Origin of the sequence: Micromonospora echinofusca (genome assembly GCF_900091445.1) — a bacterium.
Lineage (GTDB): Bacteria > Actinomycetota > Actinomycetes > Mycobacteriales > Micromonosporaceae > Micromonospora > Micromonospora echinofusca.
On the sequence record NZ_LT607733.1, the window covers coordinates 5,185,202 to 5,206,310 of the forward strand.

Consider the following 21,109-nt stretch of genomic DNA (forward strand, 5'->3'; position numbering starts at 1 on the left):
GAGCATCGTGTACCTGACGCACCTTGAGTGCCCGCGCTGCGGGCGGGAGCACGACGCCGGCAAGCTGGCCAACATCTGCGACTGCGGCTCCCCGCTGCTGGCGCGCTACGACCTGGCTGCGGTGGCGAAGGTGCTCACCCCGGAGCGGTTCCCGCTGCGCCCGGCCGACCTGTGGCGCTACCGGGAGCTGCTGCCGGTGGCCGACCCCCGGCACGAGACCACGCTGGGCGAGGGCTGGACGCCGCTGCTGCGCACCCCGAACTACGGCGCGGAGATCGGCATCGCGGACCTGATGGTCAAGGACGAGGGGTTGACCCCGACCGGCTCCTTCAAGGCGCGCGGCGCGGCGGTCGGCGTCAGCCGGGCCCGTGAGCTGGGCGTGCGGCGCATCGCCATGCCCACCAACGGCAACGCGGGCGCGGCCTGGGCCACCTACGCCGCGCGGGCCGGGCTGGGCGCGACCATCGTCATGCCACTGGACGCCCCCACCATCTGCCGCCGCGAGTGCGTGGCCGCCGGGGCCGACCTGCGCCTGGTCGACGGGCTGATCAGCGACGCGGGCCGGCTGGTCGCGGGGCTGGTCGCCGACTCCGGCGGCGCGATCTTCGACGCCGGCACGCTGCGGGAGCCGTACCGGCTCGAGGGCAAGAAGACGATGGGGTACGAGATCGTCGAGCAGCTCGGCTGGCAGGCGCCGGACGTGATCATCTATCCCACCGGCGGCGGGGTCGGCCTGATCGGCATCCAGAAGGCGCTGCACGAACTGCGCGAGCTGGGCTGGATCGAGGACAGGCTGCCCCGCCTGGTCGCGGTGCAGTCGACGGGGTGCGCGCCGATCGTGCGCGCCTTCGCCGCCGGCGAGCGGCGGGCCCGGCCCTGGGCCGACGCGCACACCGTCGCGTTCGGCATCACCGTGCCCGCCCCGCTCGGCGACGAGCTGATCCTCGACGCGCTGCGCGCCAGCGCCGGCACCGCGATCGCCGTGGACGACGCCGAGATCCTCGCCGACCTGCGGGACTTCGCCGCCCGCGAGGGCCTGCTGCTCTGCCCGGAGGGGGCCGCCTGCCTGACCGCCGCCCGGCACCTGCGCGCCGGCGGCTGGATCCGGGCCGGCGAGCGCGTGGTGGTACTCAACACCGGGGCGGGCGTGAAGTACCCGGAGACGGTGGACGTCAGCGGCGTACCGGTACTGCCCGCCTGACGCGCCGACCCCGCCGTCACTCGGTGCCGGGGTCGGTCAGCCGCCAGGCCGCGCTGACCAGGCCGATGTGCGACAACGCCTGCGGGGTGTTGCCGAGCTGCGCGCCGGAGCGCGGGTCGATCTGCTCGCTGAACAGCCCGACGTCGTTGGCGTGCTTGAGCAGCCGCGCGAAGAGCGCCTCGGCCCGGTCCCGCTCACCGGCCATCGCCAGGTACTCCACCAGCCAGAACGAGCAGGGCAGGAACCCCGCCGGGTCGGTGCCCCAGCGGCGGAGGAGACCGTTGCCGGCGCCCAGCTCGCGCTCGACCGCCTCGACGGTGGCGCGCATCCGCGCGTCGGTCGCCGGCAGGAACCCCACCAGCGGCAGCAGCAGCACGGAGGCGTCCAGGTCCGGCGAGCCGAACGCGCCGCCGAACGCGCCGGTCCGCTCGTGCCAGCCGTCGCGCAGCACGACGGCCCGGATCTCGTCGCGGATCGCCGCCCAGCGCCGGGGGTCGGCCCGGGCGCCGAGGCGGGGCGCGAGCGTCACCGCCCGGTCCAGCGCCACCCAGCAGAACACCTTCGACGTCAGGTAGTGCCGGTCGGCGTCGCGGGTCTCCCAGATGCCCCGGTCGGGCAGGTGCCAGGTCGCGGCCACCTGCTCGGTCAGGCCGAGCACCATCTCGCGCAGCTCCATGTCGAACGCCTCGCCCAGGTGGTCGCGCAGTTGCCAGACCGCCGAGATCACCTCGCCCGGCACGTCGAGCTGGCGCTGCCGCCAGGCGTCGTTGCCGATTCGCACCGGCAGGCTGCCGCCGTAGCCGCGCAGGTGGGCGCACTCGTACTCGGAGAGGTCCCGCTCCCCCTCCAGGCCGAAGAGCACCGGCACGGGGTCGGGGCCGACCCGGCCGATCGAGCGGGCCGCCCAGGCGAAGAGCCGGGACGCCTCGGCGGGGCAGGCCGCCACCCAGAGGGCGCGCAGGGTCATCGCGAAGTCGCGCAGCCAGGAGTAGCGGTAGTCGTAGTTGCGGTCGCCGCCGACGTGTTCCGGCAGCGACGTCGTCGGGGCGGCGGCGACCGCGCCGCTGCGGGCGTACGTGAGGCCGGTGAGCACGGTCGCGCTGTGCCGGACCTGCTCGGGGTAGCGGCCGTCGTAGTGGTGCGACTCCCGGTACGCCTGCCAGGCCTGCACCGTCTCGGCGAGCGCGACCACCGGATCCAGCCGGACCGGCGCCGACCCGTACGCCTGCCCGTACGCGACGTCGAGGCCGACCACCTGCCCGGCGGCGACCTCGAACTCCTGCCGGACCCGGTCGGAGTCGACGTGCGGCGGGATCCCGCCGGTGCGCAGGGTCAGCACCACCGGGCCGGCCGCGGCCAGCACCGCGCCGTCGGGCTGCTCGTGCAGGTACGGGGTGAGCAGGCCGTACTCCGGGCGGGGGCGGAAGTCGAGCGACATCCGCACCCGCCCGGTCAGTCCCTCGACGACCCGCAGCAGCACGGCCGGGGAGTTCATCCCCAGTTGGTGCCCGCGGGCGCCGAACTCGGCGGCGAGCGCGTCGGTGACCGCGACGCTCCCCTCCGGCGTGTGGTGCACCGTGCGCAGCACCAGCGTGTCGGCCACGTACGCCCGCTCCACCCGGTGTCCGGGCAGCCCGGCGGCGGTGGGTGCCAGCCGCCAGTGGCCGGCGTCCGGGTCGAGCAGGCGGCCGAAGACCGACGGGGAGTCGAACCGGTCCGGGCACCACCAGTCGATCGAACCGTCCCGACCGACCAGGGCGCCCGACCGGCAGTCGGAGAGGAACCCGTAGTCGGAGATCGCCAGCTGCTCCACCCGCTGCGGGTACCCGGTTCCGGCCGGCTCAGGCGGCGCGGGCCGCGGGGACGGTCAGGAGGTGGGCGGCTCGTCCTCGCCGGCGGCCTCCGCCGCGTCGGCCTCCTCCTTGGTGCGGTGCACCGCCTGGTCGGCGTGCTCGGGCGGGCCGTAGACGGTGTAGAGCACCAGCGGGTTGGGGCCGGTGTTGACGAAGTTGTGCTTCGTGCCGGCCGGCACCACCACCAGGTCGCCCTGCACGACCTCGCGCTTCTCCCCCGCCACGCGGGCCTCGCCCGTACCGCTGACGAAGGTCAGGATCTGGTCGATTCCCTCGTGGACCTCCTCGCCGATCTCACCACCCGGCGGGATCGTCATGATCACCAGCTGGGTGTGCTCACCGGTCCACAGCACCCGCCGGAAATCCGGGCTCTTCTCGGCGACGGTCGCGATCGTGAAATGCTCCATGCCCACGCACATACCCGCTCAGGCCCGGCACCACGCCGGGACCCGCAGATGGTGGAATTCGCCACTCGTCGGGGGTTTCGATCCCGTACGGAGGGGGATCGAGGAAGTAGCCGGCGCACGGTGGCCGGTCGAGCCAGGTCCCCGCCGGCGTACCGCCGTACGGCTGCGGTGGTGGGAGACGGCCAGAGCGCGGCGACGTTCGATCCCCGGGATCCGGACGGCGCCGCGCGCTCGTGTGCGGGCCCTGGGCCCGGCGGACCCGTGCCGCCGGGGCCGGCCCGGGCGCGTCAGGCCAGCACCGCCAGGTGGAACGGGCGGTCGGCCGGACGGCCGTCGTCGGCGAAGGTGGAGACGAAGACGGCGTTCGGAATGCCGGTCCGCCCGGCGACCACGATCTTTCCGCAGGGCGCGACACCCGTGCTGCCGGGCAGGCCGACGGTGCCGACGTAGCCGGCGGCCGTTACGTCCTGGTCGAACACCACCTGGTACATCCCGGTCGCCAGCCGGCTCGCGGTGGCCACGCCCAGCCCGCGCGCCAGGCCGCCGCTGGCGTGCACCACCGCGAAGAGGACCCGTGCGGTCGCGGGCAGACCGACGCCGGCGCAGGTGGTGGTCTCCGCGTCTGCCCGGGCCGCGTCGTCGTCCCTCGGCACGGGCTGCGCCGCCGGCGCGCGCCGAGGTCTGAAGCTGGACATCTCGGTCCTCCCTCGTGGCCCCTGCTCGGGGCGGCGATGAGGCAGTCGTGGTGGCTCAGGGGGATCAGCGGCGATCGGCACCCTTTGTGGTCGAACGTATGTCGCCGCAGCGGCCCGCAACCACCGCGACGGGTGTCCGATCACGGACAGTCGCCACCGTCCACACCACCGCTGACCTGCGGCGGAACGCTCAGTCGTCGTCCTCGGCCGCCACCGGCTCCGAACCCACGCAGCGCACCTTCAGCTCGAACCCGCCGGACGGGCCGGTGAAGGTCACCTCCACGTCGTCGTCCGGCCCCGGCTCCGCGTCCGAGACCCGGTAGCCCGGCACGGGCGTCCAGGAGACCAGCCGCGCCCCGCCCGGCCCGCACTCGGCCACCGCGCTGCCACCCGTCGTCGCGAAGGCCCGACGCGTTCCCGCCGGGGACGAGCCGCCCGCCACCGGCGACGACGGCCCGCCGGTGCCGGTGGCCGCCGGCGCGGATCCGCCCGGTGCCGCGGGGGAGGCCAGGGCGCGCTCGACCTCCTCCTGGCTGAGCACCCCGCCCGGGGTGCCGGCGATGCTCTCGCCCACCCACCGGATCGCGGCCACCCCGATCAGGGTGGCGACGACGGCGGTGGCCAGCCACCCGGCGACGGCGAGGAACGAACGGCGGCGCATCCCCCCAGTCTCCCCGATCGGTGGTTGGCCCGAGCCCTGGACGGGGCCCAGGGACGGTCAAGGTCCGCCGCCGGCCCGCCCGGTGGCGGCTAGCCTGCCACTGTGGCCCGCCTGCTGCTCATCGAGGACGACCTGACCATCCGTACGCCGCTGCTGCGGGCACTGCGCGAGCGGGGGCACGCGGTGGCCGCCGCCTCGACGGCGATGACCGGCCTGCGCGACGCGCTCGACGACCGGCCCGACCTGGTGGTGCTGGACCTGGGACTGCCCGACCTGGACGGCCGGGAGCTGCTGCGGATGCTCCGCGCGGTCAGCGCCGTGCCGGTCATCGTCGCCACCGCCCGCGACGACGAGACCGAGATCGTCCGGGTGCTCGACGCCGGGGCGGACGACTACGTGGTGAAGCCCTTCACGGCCGCGCAGCTCGACGCGCGCATCCGGGCGGTCCTGCGGCGCGGGACGGGACCCGCCTCGGAGGGGGACCCAGCGCTGGTCGTCGGCGGGCTGCGGGTGGACCCACGGTCGAGGCAGGTCACCCTGGACGGTACGCCCGTCGAGCTGACCCCCCGCGAGTTCGACCTGCTGCACCACCTCGCGGGTCGGCCCGGCCAGGTGGTCACCAAGCGGGAGCTGCTGGCCGAGGTCTGGCGGGTCCCGTACGGCGGCGCCGACAAGACCGTGGACGTGCACCTGTCCTGGCTGCGACGCAAGCTCGGGGAGAGCGCGCAGGCACCCCGCTACCTGCACACCGTGCGGGGCGTCGGGGTGCGGCTCGAGGCGCCCGGGAGCGCCGGATGAGGGCCCGGCTGGCGCTGCTCGTCGCCGCGGTCAGCGTCCTCACCCTGGTCGCCTTCCTGGTGCCGCTGGCGCTGCTGGTGCGCACCGTCGCGGCGGACCGGGCCACCGTACGGGCCACGGCCGACGCGCAGAGCCTCGTCACCGTCGTCGGCACCGCCGACACCGCGACGATCCGGCTGACCGTCGAGCAGTTGGCCACCGAGTCCGAGCGCTCCGTCACGGTGTTCCTGCCCGACGGCACGGTGCTCGGCGCCCCGGCGCCGCGTACGCCCGCGGTGGCGCTGGCCGCGCGGGGGCAGAGCCTCACCGCCGAGTCCGGGCGGGGGCGGGAGGTGGTGATCGCCGTGCAGGGTCGCCCGGACGGCACCGGCGTGATCCGCACGGTGGTGCCGCCCGCCGAGCTGACCGCCGGGGTTACCCGGTCCTGGCTGGCCCTGGCCCTGCTCGGCGTGCTGCTGGTGCTGATCGGGCTGGCCGTGGCCGACCGGCTGGCCCGCACCCTGGTCCGGCCGATCGGTGAGCTCTCCGAGGTGTCGCACCGGCTGGCGAACGCGGAGCTGGACGCGCGCGTCACCCCCGCCGGGCCGGCCGAGCTGCGCGAGGTGGCCGGCGCCCTCAACCACCTGGCCGGCCGGATCCAGGTGCTGCTGGTGCAGGAGCGTGAGGAGGTCGCCGACCTCTCGCACCGCCTGCGCACCCCGCTGACGGCGCTGCGCCTGGAGGCCGAGTCGCTGCGCGACCCCGAGGACGCGGCCCGGGTGACCGCCGCCGTGGACGGGCTGGAGCGGGCGGTCACCGGCCTGATCCGGCAGGCCCGTTGGCGGGTGCCCACGGCCGGGGCGGCCAGCGCCGACGCGGCGGCCGTGGTGGCCGAGCGGGTGGCGTTCTGGTCGGTGCTGGCCGAGGACACCGGGCGGGCGGTGACGCTCGACCTGGCGCCGGGACCGCTGCCGGTGGGCGTGCCCGCCGACGAGTTGGCGGCGGCGGTGGACGCGCTGCTCGGCAACGTCTTCGCGCACACCCCGGACGGCACCGCGTTCGCCGTCCGGCTGGCGGCGGAGGCGGGCCGCACGGCGCTGACCGTCGCCGACGACGGGCCGGGGATGCCGCCCGGCACGGTCGACCGGGGCGCGAGCACCGCCGGCTCCACCGGCCTGGGCCTGGACATCGCCCGCCGGGCCGCCCAGGCCAGCGGGGGCCGCCTCACCCTGGGTGCCGCGCCGTCCGGCGGCGCCGAGGTACGCCTCGAACTCGGCCCGCCCCGGCCCTGACCCCTCCCCGCCTTGCCCCGGCGAGGCGCCCTCGCGCGGCCCGGCCCGTCCTCGGCGCACCCCCGGCGAGGCTTAACCCTGCCTTAGCGTTCGGGCAGCGTGGCGCTATCCGGGCGGGCGTGATCCTGGGACACGTAGACCGAGGAAGGGTGAACGAGATGAAGCGCAAGTCCCTGATGCTGGCGTCGCTCGGCGGCGCGGCCGTGCTGGCCGTGACCGGCGCGTCCGTCGGCGTCGCGGCGGCCGACAACGGCGCGGCCCGGGCGACGACCCTGGCCGCCGCCACCACCGCCCCGGGCACGCCGAGCGGCACCGGGAGCGGCGCCCCGGCGACGAGCGGCGCGCCGACCACCGGCACCCCGTCGGCGCCCGCCAGCCCGTCGGGCAGCGGCACCCCGTCGGGCAGCGGCGCGCCGGCCACCGGCGGCGACGCGGTGAGCGAGCAGCGGGCCCGCGAGATCGCGCTGGCCCGGGCGGGTGGCGGCGAGGTCGTCGAGGTCGAGCGCGAGGACGAGGACGGCCGCGCCGTGTGGAGCGTCGAGATCGTGTCCGGGCAGACCGAGCACGAGGTCGACGTGGACCGGGGCGACGGCAGCGTGGTCAAGGCCGAGCAGGAGCCGGTCGACGACGACGATGACGACGATGACGACGCGTCGGACGACGACTCCGACGATGACGACGACGACGACCGCGACGACGACTGATCCGGCGCCCTGCCCGCCGCCGTCCCGATCCTGGGACGGCGGCGTCGCCGTCTCCGCGGACGCAGCCGCCCCGGGCCCGGCCCGCGGATCCGTTGTCCCCACGGATCCCGCGCGGCACCCCCGGGCAGGCGGTGCGGGCCGATCGACCCTGTGACGGACACCGATGTCTGGCTACATTGGGGTATGGTGCCCGCCCACCGGGGCCGGGCGGCGGAACCGGTCTACCGCCCCATCCTCGCCAACCGGCGGGGTGAGCTGGAGGCGCTCGGTCATCTCGACGACGTCGTCGTGCCCCTGCTCGCCCCGGTCCTCCAGGTGTCCACCCTGGACCGGCTCACGATCGACGTGCTCCGTCGGCTGCCCGACGGGCTGCTCACGGCCGTCGACGTCAGCGCCCTGCCCGACGCCCCCGAGACCGAGCTGGCCCGCTGGGGCGTACCGCTGGTGCCGGTGATCGGGCTCGCGGACAGCGACCGGCGCCTCGTCGCGCACGGTGCCGCCGCCCGGGCCCACGCCCGGCGGGCGGTCGTCCGGCTGCGGGTCGGCCACGACCGCGGCGGCCCGGACGCGACCACGGCGGCGGCCGAACGGGTCTGGCGGTTCACCCGCCTGGTGCCCGAGCAGTGCGACCTGCTCCTCGACGCGGGCGACGTGTGCTGCCGGGCCGACGTGCGGGTGGCCGAGCCCCGCGTGCGCCGGCTGCTGGAGTGGGCCCGCCGGCACGCCTGGCGCTCGGTGAGCGTGGCGGCGGGCGGCATGCCCCCGGCGGTGTCCGCCCTGCCGACCGACGAACCGGTACGCGTCGACCGCTGGGACTGGCAGCTCTGGCAGCGCCTGGCCGACCTCGGCGTCGGGTACGGCGACTACGGCGTCGGCTCCGCGGTGCCCGGCGCCGACCAGGAGGGCGACCGGCTGCCCACCCTCCGCTACACCACAGACGGCGCCTGGTGGGTGTACCGCTGGTCGCGGCGGGGCGGCCGCGGCGACGACCGGTTCGCGGACCTGTGCCGCACCGTCGTCTCGGCGCCGCACTGGCCGGCCGCCGGCGCGGCGTTCTCCTGGGGCGACCACGAGATCCTGCGGCGTGCCCGCAGGGGCGCCGGCGCCGGTTCCGCCAGCAACTGGGCGGCGTGGAGCACGTCGCACCACCTGGCGCACGTGCTGGCCACGCTGCCGCACCCGGGACGGGAGTCCCGGCCGGGGCCGTGGCGATCCGGTCAGGCGCCGCCGGAGCGGGGCCGCCCCGCCCGGCCGCACCGCAACGGGGAGACCCGGCGGGCCGGCTGAGCGCCGTCGGGCCGGGCACCGGTACGCACCGGCGTCACTGCTTCTCGGTGAACCCGAACTGGATGACGCCCTCGTCGTCGACGCTGGCGTCCACCGAGGCGTCGCCGAGCAGTTCGGCGGCGTCGGAGTCCAGGAAGATGCGCGCGCCCTGGTTGTCGACCACGTGGTCGCCGTCGACGGGCTCGGCGACCAGCTCGACGGTGAGCGAACCCGCGTCGGTGTCGGCGGCGATCCGCACCCCGCCGTCCTCGGCGACGTCCTGCTGGTTGGCGAGGTCTCGGATGACCAGCACGGCGTTGTCGGTCATGGTGAGCATGGCGGAACTCCTCGTGGATTCTCGGATTCACGGTGCGGGACCGGGCATCGGCCCGCGGGCGAGCACACGTGGGAGGCGATGGCGGGCGACGCGTACGCACGTCGCCGTCGCTCTTCGGGGCAGCTGAGGGCCCCTCCACGGCCTACGTTGCCCCCTGCCGGGGCATCCGTCAAATAGAGCGGATTAAGTGCGCCTGCTCTGCGGCGCTGGCCCCGTAGGGCTTCCCGACACGGGCGCCACACCGGCCACAACTGGCATCTACGCAGGTAGAGCCGCTTTTGCGCCTAGGCTGGGAGTCATGGACGACGCCCGGCGCTACGCCTGCGAGTTCCTCGGCACCCTGCTGCTGGTGTTCTTCGGGGTGGGCAGCGCGGTGGCCGCACGGGTGCAGGGTGGGGTCGTGGTGGTGGCGCTCGCCTTCGGGTTCATCATGCTCGCGCTGGTCTACACCGTCGGCCCGGTCTCCGGCAGCCACGTCAACCCGGCGGTGACGCTGGGCGTTCTGCTCTCCGGCAAGATCTCCATGGTCGGCGCGGTGGCGTACTGGGTCGCCCAGTTCGCGGGGGCCACCGTGGCGGGCTTCCTGCTCTGGGGGCTGACCCGATGGGGCGACGTGGTGGATCAGACGGGTGCGCTGGGCAGCAACGGCTACGGCGCGCACATCAACCTAGGCGGCGCGGCGGTGCTGGAGACCGTCCTGACGTTCCTGTTCGTGCTCGTCGTGCTCGTCGTCACCAGTCGCACCGAGCACGCCGCCGTCGCCGGGACCGCCATCGGGCTGGCCCTGGCTGCCGCACACCTCGTGGGCGTGACGCTGGACGGTACGTCGGTCAATCCGGCGCGGTCGTTCGGGCCGGCGCTGTTCGAAGGCGGGACGGCGTTGCGCCAGCTCTGGGTGTTCATCGTCTTCCCACTGCTCGGTGGGGTGCTCGCTGCCCTGGTGGCACCGCTGATCATCGGGCGGGGCCGGCGCTACCGGGGCGAGCCGGAGGAGCCGGTCAGACCCGCCCCAGGCACCGCCTGACCCCGGAAGCGCCCGGCGTCCTGCGGCGGCGGCGCCCGTTCTGCACATTTCCTTTTCGCGTACGGTCTTTCCTGGCAGATACCTGCATGGCAGCATCACCCCATGCATCGTCGTCTCTTCCCCCGGACGCTCGCGCTGGTGGCGCTGGTCGCCGCCGCGGCCACGGCGGGCGCGCCCACCGCCACCGCCGAGTCCCCGACCCCCGCGGCGACCCGCCTGAACGCCACCATCGACGCGATCCTCGCCGACAGCCGGTTGGCCGGGGCGCAGGCCTCGGTGGTGGTCAAGGACGCGACCACCGGGGAGACGGTCTACCACCGCAACGGCGACCGCCGGCTGGTGCCCGCCTCCAACACCAAGCTGCTGACCTCGGCGGCGGCGCTGGAACTGCTCGGGCCGGGCCACCGCTTCAGCACCGAGGTGCGCACGAGCGGCGCCCGCCGCGCGGGCCTGGTCTCCGGCAACCTCTACCTGCGCGGCGGCGGCGACCCGACCATGCTGGCCGCCGACTACGACGCGCTGGCCGCGCAGGTCGCCGAGGCGGGCGTCCGGGTGGTCACCGGCAACCTGGTGGCCGACGACACCCGCTACGACAGCACCCGCCTCGGGCCGGACTGGACCTGGGACGACGAGCCGTACTACTACGCCGCGCAGGTCTCGGCCCTGACCGTGGCGCCGGACACCGACTACGACGCCGGCACCGTCATCGTCCACGCCGCCCCCGGCGCGACCGCCGGGGCGCGACCGGTCGTCACCACCACCCCGCCCACCAGATACCTGAAGATCGACAACCGGGCCGAGACGGTCGCCGGCGGAGCGACGTCGATCTCCTTCGAGCGCGCGCACGGCAGCAACACCGTCGTGGTCACCGGGCAGATCGCGCTCGGCACCGCCCCGGAGAGCGACTGGGTCAGCGTCTGGGAGCCCACCGGCTACGCCGCCGACGTCTTCCGCTCGGCGCTGCGCCGGCACGGCGTACGGGTGCTCGGCCGCACGGTGCTCGGGCAGCCCACCCCCGAGGGCGCGGCCGAGGTGGGCCGGCACCGCTCGATGCCCCTGGCCGAGCTGATGGTGCCGTTCCTCAAGCTGTCGAACAACGGGCACGCCGAGGTGCTGACCAAGGAGATCGGCCGGGTGCTCTCCGGCGCCGGCACCTGGTCAGCCGGGCTGACCGCGATCAGCGAGTACGTCGCCGACGCCGGGATGGACACCGGCACGCTGCGCCAGCGGGACGGCTCCGGGCTCTCGCGGCGCAACCTGATCCCCGCCGACGAGTTCGTGGACCTGCTCACCGCCGTCCGCGACGAGCCCTGGTTCGGCACCTGGTACGCGGCCCTGCCGGTCGCCGGCGAGGCGGACCGGTTCGTCGGCGGCACGCTGCGCAGCCGGATGCGGGGCACCCCGGCGGCGGGCAACGTGCACGCCAAGACCGGCAGCCTGACCGGCGTCTCCGGCCTCTCCGGCTACGTCACCGACGCCGACGGGCGGGTGCTGGCGTTCTCGATCCTGCTCAACAACTACCTCGCCTCCTCCGTGAAGACGCTGGAGGACCAGATCGCGATAGCCCTGGCCTCATACACGGCAAGGAGCGTGACCGGCGCGCGGGTCGCGCCCCCGGCGGCGCCGGACGCCCCCCGGGTCCCGGAGGGCCTGGAGTGCGCGTGGGTCAAGCCGAACGCCTGTTGACGGGCCGGCGGGGCCCGGTGCGAGGGCCCCGCCGGCGCTAGGCGCCGGGACGGTGCGGAAGCTCGGCCGCCGGGTCGCCGCGCTCGATCAGCGCGGCGATCTCCGCGGGACGCAGACCGCGCTGCGTCAGCACCCGGGTTCCCCAGCGGTGCAGCCGGCACGGGTGCGGGCTGGCGTCGTTGCGGCAGATCGTCCCGCCGGACCAGAGCCGGGGCGCGTGCACCACGACCGCCCGCACGGCGAACTGGGCGTCCTCGACCGTCACGTACGGCGGCATCGGGATCTCCCGGAGCACCTCCCCGGACGGCTCCCGCACGCCCCGGTGGGTCCTCGGACGGACGGTGCGGGTGGTGGTGCTGCTCATCGGTGACGCCTCCACAGGGGATGGTCGGACGTGGACAGCAGAAAGTTACGGCGGGATCGACGCGGTGCGACGGACAAACTGTCCCGAAGCGTGGACACGGGCGGCAGGCGGCGGGCGACGTCGTCGGGGCGGAGCCGCCGGTCAGCCGGCCGCCCGGGCCCGCAGCCGCGCGGCCGTCCGGCTGGCGTCGTAGTCGGGGGGCACGCCGTCGACGATCAGCGTCGCGCCCGGGATGTGCCGGGTGCGCAGCGGCAGGATCTCCCGGTACGCCGGCGAGTCGTACCAGGCCCGGGCCCGCTCCACGTCGGGGAACTCGACGATGACCACGGTGCCCGGCCAGTCGCCCTCCTTGACCTCCACCTCGCCGCCGTGCACCCGGAACCGGCCGCCGAACGGGTCCAGCGTGGCCTGGATGCGCTCGATGTAGGTGAGGATGTCCTCGTTGATCGGGGCGTCGTGCAGGTGGGCGAGCGCGAACGCGGGCATTGTGCCTCCCGGGGGCTGGTCCGCCCGGCCGGATCACCGGTGCGGTACGCCGAGTCTCGCGCCGCCGCCCGCCCGACGTCGATTACCCGTGGGGTAACGACGGGGCGACCGTCCAGGTCAGGCGCGTTCGAGCACGACGACCGGGATGTCGCGGTCGGTCTTCGCCTGGTACTCGTCGTACGCCGGCCAGATGGCGGCCATCGTGGACCACATGCGCGGCTTCTCCTCCGCCGTGGCGGTACGCGCCCGCGCGGTGAAGCGCTCGGCGCCCACCTGCACCTCGACCAGCGGCTCGTCGTGCAGGTTCAGGTACCAGGCCGGGTGTTTCGGGTCGCCGCCCTGCGAGGCGACGACCAGGTAGGCGTCCCCGTCGCGGCCGTAGATGAGCGCGGTGCGCCGCAGCTTCCCGCTGCGCCTGCCCCGGGTGGTCAGCAGCAGCGTGAAGACCCCGGGCTGCCACTCGTGCCCCTCGGCGCCGTCGGTCTCGACGTAGCGCCGGATGTGGTCGGCCACCCAGCCCTGCGGGCTGTCCAGCACCTGCTCGCTCATCGACTCTCCGTTCGCCCGCACCCACCGGTCGTCGCGCCCACGCTACTGTGGGTCATGGCCGGTCGGCGGGCGAACGACGACACTGGTGCCGAGTGCCGCGACCACCGAGGTCAGCGCGCCGCGACCACCCGGGTCAGCGTGGCCGGGGTCAGCGCGGCCGGGGTCAGCGCAGCGCGACCGCCTGGACCCCGACGCTGCCGCAGTCGTCGCTGAAGGCCTGCTCCACCGTCCAACTCAGCACGAGCCGGCCGCCCTTCGGCGCCTGGAACCGGATGGTGAACTCCGTGGACCGGCTGGTGTGCCGGTCCTCGATCCGCAGGGTCCGGCTCGGACCGCCGACGGAGAGGCGGGCGTCCAGCCGGCCCCGGGCCATCCACACCCCGGCGTAGAGACGGACGGTGCGGGGCTGGCCGTCGGCGGTCACCGCGAGCGTGAAGCCGCTGCCGACGCCGCACCGGTAGACCCCGTGGGACGAGCCACGCACCGAGGCGACCGGGCTGCCGTCGCGCCAGCTGAAGCTCTCCTGGTTGTCGTCCCAGCCGCCGCGCCGGCCGGAGCCGCCCTCGTCGCGGATCTCGCCGGAGCCGCCGCGCTTGCGGACCGTCGAGTCCGCGCCGCGCAGGCCCCAGTGGACCCAGTCGCGACCGCCGACCCTGGTCAGGTCCACCTCGGCCGGTGCTTCGGCCATGCCGGCGTCGAGCACCGCCGGCACCGCCGGGGCGGACGTCGGCGGCGTCGGGGACGGGCTCGGCGGACGCTGCCGGGGCCGCAGCCCGGGCGAGACCAGGCCGGCGTCGAGGTCGCGCCCCTCCAGGCCGGGCAGGCCGCTCGGCCGGCCGGCACCCCCGGGCACGCCGCCGGCGCTCTGCCCGCCCGGCTCCGGGTCGCCGGCGATCAGGTACGACGCGAGGGCGACCAGGCAGACGACCACGGCGATCCCTCCGACGACCCACCGGCGACGCTGCCGCGCCCGGACCAGTCGCCGCAGGTCGGCACGGGTGCGCCCGGCCAGGGGGAGGAGGGGGTGGCGGGCCGGGGACGGGGCGCCGTGCCGCGACGGCCGGATGCGCTGCCGGGTGAGGTCTTCCTCCGCCACCGACCCTCCACTCCCCACCGGCCCGGCCGGACGCGAACGTCCGCCGTGGGCGTTCCCGGCCCGCACCGTCCCGCCCGTCGCGCCGTGCGGAACGGGTGTGTCCAGTTCGTCACCGGACCGTAGCGGACATCGATCGGGACCGTCGTCGCGGGTCCTGCGGGCGGGTCGGCTCCCGTCAGCGGATCTCGAAGCCCAGCGCCTGCGCGATCACGATGGCCTGCGCGGCGTCGACGATCGCCCCGGCCCGCTCCACCGCCGTCGGGTCGAGCGCCGTGAGGTCACTGCCGCGCAGGTCGGCCCCGGCGAGCCGGCAGCGGTGCAGCTGCGCGGCGGAGAGGTCGACGCCGGTGACCGTGGCGCCGGTCAGGTTGGCCCCGGTGAGGTCCGCCTCGCGCATCCGGACGTCGGTCAGCCGGGCCCCGCGCAGGTCGGCACCGGGCAGCCCGACGAACGACCAGTCGCCGCCGGCGACGGTCAACGGCCGCAGGTCGCACTGGGCGAAGGTGCTGCCCACGAGCTTGCAGCCGGTGAACTGCACCTCGAAGAGGTTGCACCGCTGGAAGGTGCAGCGGGTGAAGGCCGAGTCGGTGTGCCGGGAGGAGTTGAACCGCACGTTGCCGAAGGTGCAGCCGTCGAAGACCGCGCCCCGGCTCACCGCCTCGGTCAGGTCGACGTCGAAGAAGGTGCAGCGGACGAAGTGCCGGTCCACGAGCTCCTCGCCGTACCAGTCCTCGTCGCGGAACGTCGCGTCCTCGGTCACCTCGGGCATCGGACCAGGCTACCGAGGAGCTGGGACAACTGGCGGCGGCCCTTCCGGCACGGCGTACCGGCTAGTAGTTTCGGCGGCGTGAGTGTGGCACGCAGCATCGACCCGGACCAGATCGGCTTCGACCCGGCGCGGTTGGCGCGCATCGACGAGCACTTCGGCAGGTACGTCGACGACGGTCGCCTCGCCGGCTGGCAGGTGCTGGTCACCCGCCGCGGCGAGATCGCCCACTCCTCGACGTACGGGCTGCGCGACGTCGAGGCGGGCAGTCCCGTCGAGGCGGACACGCTCTGGCGCATCTACTCGATGACGAAGCCCGTCACCTCGGTCGCCGCGATGATCCTCTGGGAGGAGGGCCGCTTCGAGCTGACCGACGAGATCAGCCGGTGGCTGCCCGAGTTCGCCGACCTGCGGGTCTACTCCAAGGGCTCGGCCCTCGAGCCCTACACGGTGCCGGCGGTCGAGCCGATCCGGGTCTGGCACCTGCTCACCCACACCGCCGGCCTGACGTACGGCTTCATGCAGACCTCGGTGGTCGACACCATCTACCGGGCCGCCGGCTACGACCTGTACCCGCCGGCGGACGTCGACCTGGCGACGGCCTGCCAGGCCTTCGGCGAGCTGCCCCTGCTGTTCCAGCCCGGCACCGCGTGGGGCTACTCGGTCGCCACCGACGTGCTCGGCCGGCTCGTCGAGGTGGTATCCGGGCAGAGCCTGGACGCGTTCTTCGCCGACCGGATCTTCCGCCCGCTGGGCATGACCGACACGCACTGGTGGGCCGAGGGCGACGCCGCCGAGCGGCTCGCCGCCCTCTACGCGCCCGACCCGCGCACCGGCCGCGCCTTCCGCTACGACACGCTCGGCGCCCTGGCGTACGAGAAGCCGCTGCTGCTCTCCGGCGGCGGCGGCCTGATCTCCAGCGCCGCCGACTACCACCGGTTCACCCAGATGCTGCTGCGCGGCGGGGCGCTCGACGGGGTGCGCCTGCTGGGGCCGCGCACGGTGCGTTTCATGACCCGCAACCACCTGCCCGGCGGGCAGGACCTGGAGACCCTCTCGACCGGCGGCTTCGCCGAGACCACCCTCGACGGGATCGGCTTCGGGCTCGGCTTCGCCGTGGTCGACGACCCCGTCCCGAGCCGGGTGCCGAGCAGCCCAGGCGAGTACTACTGGGGCGGCGTGGCCAGCACGGCGTTCTGGGTCGACCCCGCCGAGGAGGTCACGGCCCTGTTCTTCACCCAGCTCATGCCGTCGAGCACCTACCCGATCCGGCCGCAGCTGCGGCAGCTCGTCTATTCCGCCCTGGTCGACTGAGCCGGCCGTACCCCGCCGGCGCGGGTGCGCGGCGGCACGGTCCCGGCTCGGCGCTCCGGTCGCCGGGTCACCGCCGCCGGCACTCCTCCGTCCCGTCCGGGGACGTCCAGCACTCCGTGTGCACCCCGGCCGTGCCGGTGACCCGGAAGGGGCGTCCCGCGTCGTCGACCGTGACGGTGCCGATGCGTCCCTGCGCCGCCCAGTCCACCTCGACCTTCCAGTCGCAGTCGCAGTTCTCCGTGTAGCCGATGACGAGGAACGTCTCGGCATCGGACAGGGACACCCGGTACGGGAAGCGGATCTCCTTGCGCTCGTGCTCGGGAACGAAATCCTCGCCCTCCTCGAAGATGCCGGCCGTGAGCAGCGGAGGGTCCTCGTCCAGGTTCGCGTGGACCCACCGGTAGGCGGTCGGGCCGCCCCCGCCCGGGGCGGCGAACACGCCCCGCGGGGCGGGACGCCGCGCCACCACCCGCACCCGCAGGTCGGTGAGGGTCACCTGGGCCTCGTCGACTCCCTGGACGGTGAAGGAGACGTGCTGCCGGGAGGCCGGGGCTCCGGCAGCCTCCCGGGCCCACTGCGTCCAGTCGCCCGACCAGACCGGTCGGGTGGGGATGTCCGCCAACGGCGCCTCGACCACCCAGCCGTCCGGCGGGTCGTGGCCGACGCGGACCGCGACCGTGAACGGCAGCGCGTCGGGGTCGGGCGGGGGCGGCGGGGGCGTGACGGGAACGAGTCCCCAGGCGAGGAGCCAGGCGGTCAGCACGGCCGTGACGACGGCCGCGAGGACCCCGGCGAACCAGCGGCCGGCGGGCGGGCCGGCGGGTGAGAGCCGACGCAGCATCGACCACAGCCGGTCCGACCGGCGCGGCCCCGGCCCCTCCGCCGGTTCCGGCGACGGACCGGGGGGCACGGGCGTCTCGGCGGGCGCGTCACGTTCCTCCGTCATCGCGTCCACCCCCGTCCTGCGCGGTCGGTCCGATACCAGTGCACCCCCACACCGTGCGACGGCGCAAGGGCGATTGCGCCGGCCGGGATCCCCGGTCCGCCAGCGCGCGGCGGCACCGGTCAATAGCCTGGAGACGGGCTACGTCCGCCGGGCCGGACGGGCCGGGCGGGAGGCGGTATGAGCAACATCGTCGTTTTCGGCGCGGGTGGCACCGCGGGCTCGCGGATCACCGCCGAGGCGGTCGGCCGGGGCCACCGGGTCACCGCCGCGGTGCGCCGGCCGGAGGCCACCTCGTACCTGCCACCGGCCGTCACGGTGGTGACCGGGGACGCCACCAGCGAGCGGAGCGTACGGGAACTGGCGCCCGACACGGACGCCATGGTGGTGGCGATCGGCGGCGGCGAACACGACCTGTGGCTCGACGCGGCGCGGAACCTGGTCGGCGCGCTGCGGGGCATGCCGGGCGCGCCCCGGATCATCCACGTGGGCGGCGGGTCGACCCTGCTCACCCCGAAGGGCACCCGCTACCTCGACGAGCCGGACTTCCCCGAGGATTACCGCGACGCCGCGCTGGGGCAGGCCGACGCCCTCGACTTCTACCGCTCCTCGGCCGACGGGGTGACCTGGACGTACGTCTCCCCGCCGCCGCTGGAGTTCCACCCGGGCGAGCGCACCGGGCACTACCGCACCGGCGGCGACGAGCCGGTGACCGACCACGAGGGCCGCTCGGTGCTCAGCTACGAGGACCTGGCGGTGGCGATCGTGGACGAGATCGAACAGCCGCGCCACGAGAACGCCCGCTTCACCGCCGCGTACTGAGGGCGGGGGCGGGTCAGTCGGCGAGGTGGGCCGGGAAGCCGCCGGTGGCGATCGGACCCCAGGCGTCGATGGTGACCCGGATGAGCGACTTGCCCTGACGCAGCATGGCCGCCCGGTACTCGTCCCAGTCCGGATGCTCGCCGGAGATGCAGCGGAAGTACTCCACGAGCGGTTCCAGCGCCGCCGGCAGGTCCAGCACCTCGGCGGTGCCGTCGAGGTGCACCCACGGGCCGTTCCAGTCGTCGGAGAGCACACACGCCGACACCCGTGGGTCGCGGCGGACGTTGGCGACCTTGGCCCGCCCGGGATAGGTGGAGACCACCAACCGCCCCTCGCCGTCCACCCCGGCGGTGACGGGGGACGACTGCGGCCGGCCGTCGGCGCGGGTGGTCATCAGCACCACCCGGTGCCGCGGGCGGAGGAACTCGGTCAGCTCGGCCCGGTCGACCCGGGTGTTCGTCGCGATGCTGCGTGCCATCGTTCGTTCCTACCAGGGCGCCCGCCGCGCGGCGACCTCACCGGGGTCGCGGGGCGGCGCGGCGGGCGGCGGGCTGGGCGGGCACGCGGGGGCGGACCGACGGCCGCCAGGCGCGGCCGTTGGCGTAGATCACCCGGAAGCCGAGGTACGAGGCGAGCGGCGCCCAGTGCGCCGAGCCCATCCGCAGCTCGGCGGCGTTGTGGCGCTGGCCGTTGGCCAGCACGTCGAGCAGGACGGTTTCGAAGGCGGCCGATTCGACCCAGTCCACCTCGCGGGTGTACCCGCAGATCAGCGCCGCCCCCGTGGCGTCGAGGAAGCCGCGCAGCACCGCGTCGGAGGCGCGCAGCACCGAACAGCTGCCGAAATAGAGCCGCCGGCCTTCGCAGCGACCCGCCATCAACTCCGCGACGTCGGCGAGCGCCACCGATTCCCAGTCGGTGAGGCAGAGCCGGCTCGGCTCGCCGTGCATGGCGAAGAAGCCGACCCGGTGGTCGGCGTACTGCTTGAGCAGCCAGCGGTCCACGAAGTAGAACAGCTCGTCGCGGGTGGCCGCGTCCTTGTGGATGAAGCGGATCTTTCCGAGCCGTTCGAGCAGTTCGAGGGTGGGCAGGACGGAGCCGCGCTCGTTGAGGTCGCGGTGCCACTGGCCCTCGATGCAGAAGACGCCACCACGTGCCATGCCGCCCCCTCCCCCGGTCCCCCCGGCGCTGACGTTACCGGGTCGGACCGGCCGGCTCACATCACCCTGCGTGTGCCCGGCTGCCGCTTTCCGTGCCTTTCGCGGTTCCCTGTCGTCGAATGCCGGCACTTGGGTGTTTCGCAATTCGCGTAATGCCCTGGCAACACCCAGGAACGGCGAATCGTGAGGACAATTCTTGTTAATCGCCGCGAAAGGTCGGTCGGCCTGCCAGGGTGGAAATCACGGGACGGGCAGGCCGATGTCCCGGACGCCACCCCAATCGCACTCCTATCGGGAGGACTTTCTGTGCGCGTTAACACCCTGAAACGGGCCGCTGTCGCATTCGCCCTGGCGTTGCCGGCAGCCGCTGTCGCCACGGTGGTCGCCGCGCCAGCGGCCCACGCCGACGGCTGCTACACGTGGCAGCGCAACCTCTACCAGGGGCGCTCCGGCGCCGACGTCCGCCAGTTGCAGATCCGGGTGGCCGGTTGGGCCGGCAACCGGGACATCGTGGAGAACGACGGACGCTTCGGACCGAAGACCGCCGCCGCCGTCAAGCGGTTCCAGTCCGCGTACCGGCTGCGCGTCGACGGCGTCGCCGGACCGCAGACGTACCGCAAGCTCTACGACCTCCAGGACAACGACTGCACGCCGCGGCACTTCAGCTTCCGCGAGATGGACGACGGCTGCGGTCGCGGCGGCTGGAGCGGCGGTCCGCTCTCCCCCGCGCAGACCAGGCAGAACGCGCTGCGCACGATGTGGAAGCTGGAGGCGATGCGGCGCAGCCTCGGCGACAAGCCGCTCTACGTCAGCAGCGGCTTCCGCAGCCGTACCTGCAACAACCAGGTCGGCGGGGCATCGGACAGCCAGCACCTCTACGGCAACGCCGCCGACCTGACCTCCCGCACCAGCTCCCTCTGCCAACTGGCCCGCGACGCGCGCAGCCGGGGCTTCAGCGGGATCTACGGGCCCGGCTACCCGGACCACGACGACCACGTGCACGTCGACTCGCGACGGGAGAACGACCGGGACGACACACCGAACACCACCAGCTGGTCCGCGCCGGACTGCGGGATCGGCGCCGGCAACGACTGACCGCCCGGGACGGCCACGCCGGGCGACCGGGCGGCGACGGTCACCGGCGGGCGACGGGCGACGGGCGAGAGGTGACGCCGGCAGTGGCACGGCGACGCCGGCCCGGGACGCGGGATGACACCCCGTGTCCCGGGCCGGTTCCGTTCCCGGTCGTGCCGGCGGGCGTACCCCCGCTCAGCTCGCCCGGGGCCAGCGCGGCGCCGTGGCGGGGGAAGCCACCGGCCGGCCGGGGCCGGCGGGCCGGGCGCCGGGCGCGACCGCCCGCGGACCGCCCGGGCGCCCGGCGGACGCGCGGGAAGCCGGCGCGGGGCCGGTCACCGTGAACGGGAACGGCACGTGCACGAAGGGGTTGCCGTGCCGCACCAGCGCGTCGACCTGCCGCTCGTTGAGCCCGTGCCGCTCCAGCACCCGCCGGCCCCAGCGGTGCAGCCGACACGGGTACGTCGCGCCGTCGTTGCGGCACAGCGGTCCCGCCGGCCACTCCTCGGCGGCGTGCACCACCACGGCCCGCACCGCGAGCCGGACGTCCTCGGGGGTCAGCGACGCCGGTACCGGCACCTCGCCCAGGATCTGGTCGATGGGATCCGTCGACTGCTCACCAAATCGCACGGCAG

Annotated in this window: 24 protein-coding genes; 10 read left to right on the top strand and 14 right to left on the bottom strand. The window is 74.9% G+C overall.

Annotation, left to right across the window (positions count from 1 at the left end; translation table 11 throughout):
- Positions 1-7: 7 nt before the first annotated feature.
- Entirely contained in the window at positions 8-1,201 is a 1,194-nt protein-coding gene (locus tag GA0070610_RS21925) for a threonine synthase (RefSeq protein ID WP_089001792.1), read from the top strand.
- A gap of 16 nt (positions 1,202-1,217) precedes the next feature.
- Here GA0070610_RS21925 and GA0070610_RS21930 read toward each other — a convergent pair whose 3' ends face one another.
- From GA0070610_RS21930 to GA0070610_RS21945, 4 genes are all read right to left on the bottom strand, one after another.
- Complete coding sequence (locus tag GA0070610_RS21930) at positions 1,218-3,014, bottom strand: glycoside hydrolase family 15 protein (RefSeq protein WP_089001793.1); 1,797 nt, start codon at positions 3,012-3,014, stop codon at positions 1,218-1,220.
- Positions 3,015-3,068: 54 nt separating this feature from the next.
- Positions 3,069-3,461, bottom strand: a complete 393-nt coding sequence (locus tag GA0070610_RS21935) for a cupin domain-containing protein (RefSeq protein WP_089001794.1) — start codon at positions 3,459-3,461, stop codon at positions 3,069-3,071.
- Between the two features lie 287 nt (positions 3,462-3,748).
- The gene (locus tag GA0070610_RS21940; protein WP_089001795.1) at positions 3,749-4,156 is read right to left on the bottom strand and encodes a hypothetical protein; all 408 of its coding nucleotides are present in this window, start codon (positions 4,154-4,156) and stop codon (positions 3,749-3,751) included.
- A 190-nt stretch (positions 4,157-4,346) separates the two neighbouring features.
- A complete protein-coding gene (locus GA0070610_RS21945; RefSeq protein ID WP_089001796.1) occupies positions 4,347-4,817 on the bottom strand; it encodes a septum formation initiator in 471 nt (156 codons plus the stop codon).
- 102 nt (positions 4,818-4,919) lie between these two features.
- Between GA0070610_RS21945 and GA0070610_RS21950 the strand changes: the two genes are divergently transcribed.
- The 4 genes from GA0070610_RS21950 to GA0070610_RS21965 all read left to right on the top strand — a co-directional run bounded on the left by GA0070610_RS21950 (position 4,920) and on the right by GA0070610_RS21965 (position 8,877).
- Positions 4,920-5,615 carry a response regulator transcription factor gene (locus GA0070610_RS21950; protein WP_089001797.1) on the top strand — a complete coding sequence of 232 codons (696 nt, stop codon included), beginning with the start codon at positions 4,920-4,922 and terminating at the stop codon, positions 5,613-5,615.
- Entirely contained in the window at positions 5,612-6,886 is a 1,275-nt protein-coding gene (locus GA0070610_RS21955) for a sensor histidine kinase (protein ID WP_089001798.1), read from the top strand. Before GA0070610_RS21950 ends, GA0070610_RS21955 begins: the two co-directional genes overlap by 4 nt.
- 158 nt (positions 6,887-7,044) lie before the next feature.
- Positions 7,045-7,590: a PepSY domain-containing protein gene (locus GA0070610_RS21960; RefSeq protein ID WP_089003653.1), complete on the top strand. Its 546-nt coding sequence runs from the start codon at positions 7,045-7,047 to the stop codon at positions 7,588-7,590.
- 183 nt (positions 7,591-7,773) lie between these two features.
- Positions 7,774-8,877, top strand: a complete 1,104-nt coding sequence (locus GA0070610_RS21965; RefSeq protein ID WP_172896574.1) for a beta family protein — start codon at positions 7,774-7,776, stop codon at positions 8,875-8,877.
- Between the two features lie 34 nt (positions 8,878-8,911).
- Here GA0070610_RS21965 and GA0070610_RS21970 read toward each other — a convergent pair whose 3' ends face one another.
- Entirely contained in the window at positions 8,912-9,193 is a 282-nt protein-coding gene (locus GA0070610_RS21970) for an adhesin (protein ID WP_089001799.1), read from the bottom strand.
- Positions 9,194-9,491: 298 nt separating this feature from the next.
- Between GA0070610_RS21970 and GA0070610_RS21975 the strand changes: the two genes are divergently transcribed.
- Together GA0070610_RS21975 and dacB are read left to right on the top strand one after the other, a co-directional pair.
- Positions 9,492-10,217, top strand: a complete 726-nt coding sequence (locus tag GA0070610_RS21975) for an MIP/aquaporin family protein (RefSeq protein WP_089001800.1) — start codon at positions 9,492-9,494, stop codon at positions 10,215-10,217.
- Positions 10,218-10,319: 102 nt separating this feature from the next.
- The gene (dacB, locus tag GA0070610_RS21980; RefSeq protein ID WP_089001801.1) at positions 10,320-11,903 is read left to right on the top strand and encodes a D-alanyl-D-alanine carboxypeptidase/D-alanyl-D-alanine endopeptidase; all 1,584 of its coding nucleotides are present in this window, start codon (positions 10,320-10,322) and stop codon (positions 11,901-11,903) included.
- A gap of 37 nt (positions 11,904-11,940) precedes the next feature.
- Here the strand turns inward: dacB and GA0070610_RS21985 are convergent, their stop codons facing one another.
- From GA0070610_RS21985 to GA0070610_RS22005, 5 genes are all read right to left on the bottom strand, one after another.
- Complete coding sequence (locus GA0070610_RS21985) at positions 11,941-12,267, bottom strand: hypothetical protein (RefSeq protein ID WP_231925766.1); 327 nt, start codon at positions 12,265-12,267, stop codon at positions 11,941-11,943.
- Between the two features lie 141 nt (positions 12,268-12,408).
- Positions 12,409-12,753 (bottom strand): DUF1330 domain-containing protein, encoded by a 345-nt coding sequence (locus GA0070610_RS21990; protein WP_089001802.1) that lies wholly within the window; start codon positions 12,751-12,753, stop codon positions 12,409-12,411.
- Between the two features lie 117 nt (positions 12,754-12,870).
- Positions 12,871-13,302: a nitroreductase family deazaflavin-dependent oxidoreductase gene (locus tag GA0070610_RS21995; RefSeq protein ID WP_089001803.1), complete on the bottom strand. Its 432-nt coding sequence runs from the start codon at positions 13,300-13,302 to the stop codon at positions 12,871-12,873.
- Positions 13,303-13,465: 163 nt separating this feature from the next.
- Positions 13,466-14,398: a hypothetical protein gene (locus GA0070610_RS22000; RefSeq protein ID WP_231925767.1), complete on the bottom strand. Its 933-nt coding sequence runs from the start codon at positions 14,396-14,398 to the stop codon at positions 13,466-13,468.
- A gap of 175 nt (positions 14,399-14,573) precedes the next feature.
- Positions 14,574-15,167, bottom strand: a complete 594-nt coding sequence (locus GA0070610_RS22005; protein WP_089001804.1) for a pentapeptide repeat-containing protein — start codon at positions 15,165-15,167, stop codon at positions 14,574-14,576.
- Positions 15,168-15,245: 78 nt separating this feature from the next.
- Between GA0070610_RS22005 and GA0070610_RS22010 the strand changes: the two genes are divergently transcribed.
- On the top strand, positions 15,246-16,478 hold the full coding sequence (locus tag GA0070610_RS22010; RefSeq protein ID WP_089001805.1) for a serine hydrolase domain-containing protein: 1,233 nt from the start codon (positions 15,246-15,248) through the stop codon (positions 16,476-16,478).
- Between the two features lie 67 nt (positions 16,479-16,545).
- On the opposite strand, the gene GA0070610_RS22015 is transcribed toward GA0070610_RS22010, so the two are convergent.
- Complete coding sequence (locus GA0070610_RS22015; RefSeq protein ID WP_157747205.1) at positions 16,546-17,424, bottom strand: hypothetical protein; 879 nt, start codon at positions 17,422-17,424, stop codon at positions 16,546-16,548.
- Between the two features lie 177 nt (positions 17,425-17,601).
- On the opposite strand from GA0070610_RS22015, the gene GA0070610_RS22020 reads away from it, so the two are divergent.
- The gene (locus GA0070610_RS22020) at positions 17,602-18,243 is read left to right on the top strand and encodes an NAD(P)-dependent oxidoreductase (protein WP_089001807.1); all 642 of its coding nucleotides are present in this window, start codon (positions 17,602-17,604) and stop codon (positions 18,241-18,243) included.
- 13 nt (positions 18,244-18,256) lie between these two features.
- Here GA0070610_RS22020 and GA0070610_RS22025 read toward each other — a convergent pair whose 3' ends face one another.
- Both GA0070610_RS22025 and GA0070610_RS22030 read right to left on the bottom strand, forming a co-directional pair.
- Positions 18,257-18,721 carry a PPOX class F420-dependent oxidoreductase gene (locus tag GA0070610_RS22025; RefSeq protein ID WP_089001808.1) on the bottom strand — a complete coding sequence of 155 codons (465 nt, stop codon included), beginning with the start codon at positions 18,719-18,721 and terminating at the stop codon, positions 18,257-18,259.
- A 37-nt stretch (positions 18,722-18,758) separates the two neighbouring features.
- Complete coding sequence (locus GA0070610_RS22030) at positions 18,759-19,400, bottom strand: DUF6642 family protein (protein ID WP_089001809.1); 642 nt, start codon at positions 19,398-19,400, stop codon at positions 18,759-18,761.
- Between the two features lie 306 nt (positions 19,401-19,706).
- Between GA0070610_RS22030 and GA0070610_RS31730 the strand changes: the two genes are divergently transcribed.
- Positions 19,707-20,495: a D-Ala-D-Ala carboxypeptidase family metallohydrolase gene (locus GA0070610_RS31730; RefSeq protein ID WP_089001810.1), complete on the top strand. Its 789-nt coding sequence runs from the start codon at positions 19,707-19,709 to the stop codon at positions 20,493-20,495.
- Positions 20,496-20,669: 174 nt separating this feature from the next.
- On the opposite strand, the gene GA0070610_RS22040 is transcribed toward GA0070610_RS31730, so the two are convergent.
- Positions 20,670-21,104 (bottom strand): hypothetical protein, encoded by a 435-nt coding sequence (locus GA0070610_RS22040; protein WP_089001811.1) that lies wholly within the window; start codon positions 21,102-21,104, stop codon positions 20,670-20,672.
- Between the last annotated feature and the right edge of the window lie 5 nt (positions 21,105-21,109).

Excerpts from the sequence above, each read along its gene's own strand:
- GA0070610_RS21970 (WP_089001799.1), bottom strand. The coding sequence starts at position 9,193 with ATGCTCACCATGACCGACAACGCCGTGCTGGTCATCCGAGACCTCGCC.
- GA0070610_RS21965 (WP_172896574.1), top strand. The coding sequence starts at position 7,774 with ATGGTGCCCGCCCACCGGGGCCGGGCGGCGGAACCGGTCTACCGCCCC.
- GA0070610_RS21995 (WP_089001803.1), bottom strand. The coding sequence starts at position 13,302 with ATGAGCGAGCAGGTGCTGGACAGCCCGCAGGGCTGGGTGGCCGACCAC.
- GA0070610_RS22020 (WP_089001807.1), top strand. The coding sequence starts at position 17,602 with ATGAGCAACATCGTCGTTTTCGGCGCGGGTGGCACCGCGGGCTCGCGG.
- GA0070610_RS22025 (WP_089001808.1), bottom strand. The coding sequence starts at position 18,721 with ATGGCACGCAGCATCGCGACGAACACCCGGGTCGACCGGGCCGAGCTG.
- GA0070610_RS22015 (WP_157747205.1), bottom strand. The coding sequence starts at position 17,424 with ATGACGGAGGAACGTGACGCGCCCGCCGAGACGCCCGTGCCCCCCGGT.
- GA0070610_RS22030 (WP_089001809.1), bottom strand. The coding sequence starts at position 19,400 with ATGGCACGTGGTGGCGTCTTCTGCATCGAGGGCCAGTGGCACCGCGAC.
- GA0070610_RS21955 (WP_089001798.1), top strand. The coding sequence starts at position 5,612 with ATGAGGGCCCGGCTGGCGCTGCTCGTCGCCGCGGTCAGCGTCCTCACC.
- GA0070610_RS21935 (WP_089001794.1), bottom strand. The coding sequence starts at position 3,461 with ATGGAGCATTTCACGATCGCGACCGTCGCCGAGAAGAGCCCGGATTTC.
- GA0070610_RS21960 (WP_089003653.1), top strand. The coding sequence starts at position 7,045 with ATGAAGCGCAAGTCCCTGATGCTGGCGTCGCTCGGCGGCGCGGCCGTG.
- GA0070610_RS21985 (WP_231925766.1), bottom strand. The coding sequence starts at position 12,267 with ATGAGCAGCACCACCACCCGCACCGTCCGTCCGAGGACCCACCGGGGC.
- GA0070610_RS22005 (WP_089001804.1), bottom strand. The coding sequence starts at position 15,167 with ATGCCCGAGGTGACCGAGGACGCGACGTTCCGCGACGAGGACTGGTAC.
- GA0070610_RS21990 (WP_089001802.1), bottom strand. The coding sequence starts at position 12,753 with ATGCCCGCGTTCGCGCTCGCCCACCTGCACGACGCCCCGATCAACGAG.
- GA0070610_RS21945 (WP_089001796.1), bottom strand. The coding sequence starts at position 4,817 with ATGCGCCGCCGTTCGTTCCTCGCCGTCGCCGGGTGGCTGGCCACCGCC.
- dacB (WP_089001801.1), top strand. The coding sequence starts at position 10,320 with ATGCATCGTCGTCTCTTCCCCCGGACGCTCGCGCTGGTGGCGCTGGTC.
- GA0070610_RS21940 (WP_089001795.1), bottom strand. The coding sequence starts at position 4,156 with ATGTCCAGCTTCAGACCTCGGCGCGCGCCGGCGGCGCAGCCCGTGCCG.
- GA0070610_RS21975 (WP_089001800.1), top strand. The coding sequence starts at position 9,492 with ATGGACGACGCCCGGCGCTACGCCTGCGAGTTCCTCGGCACCCTGCTG.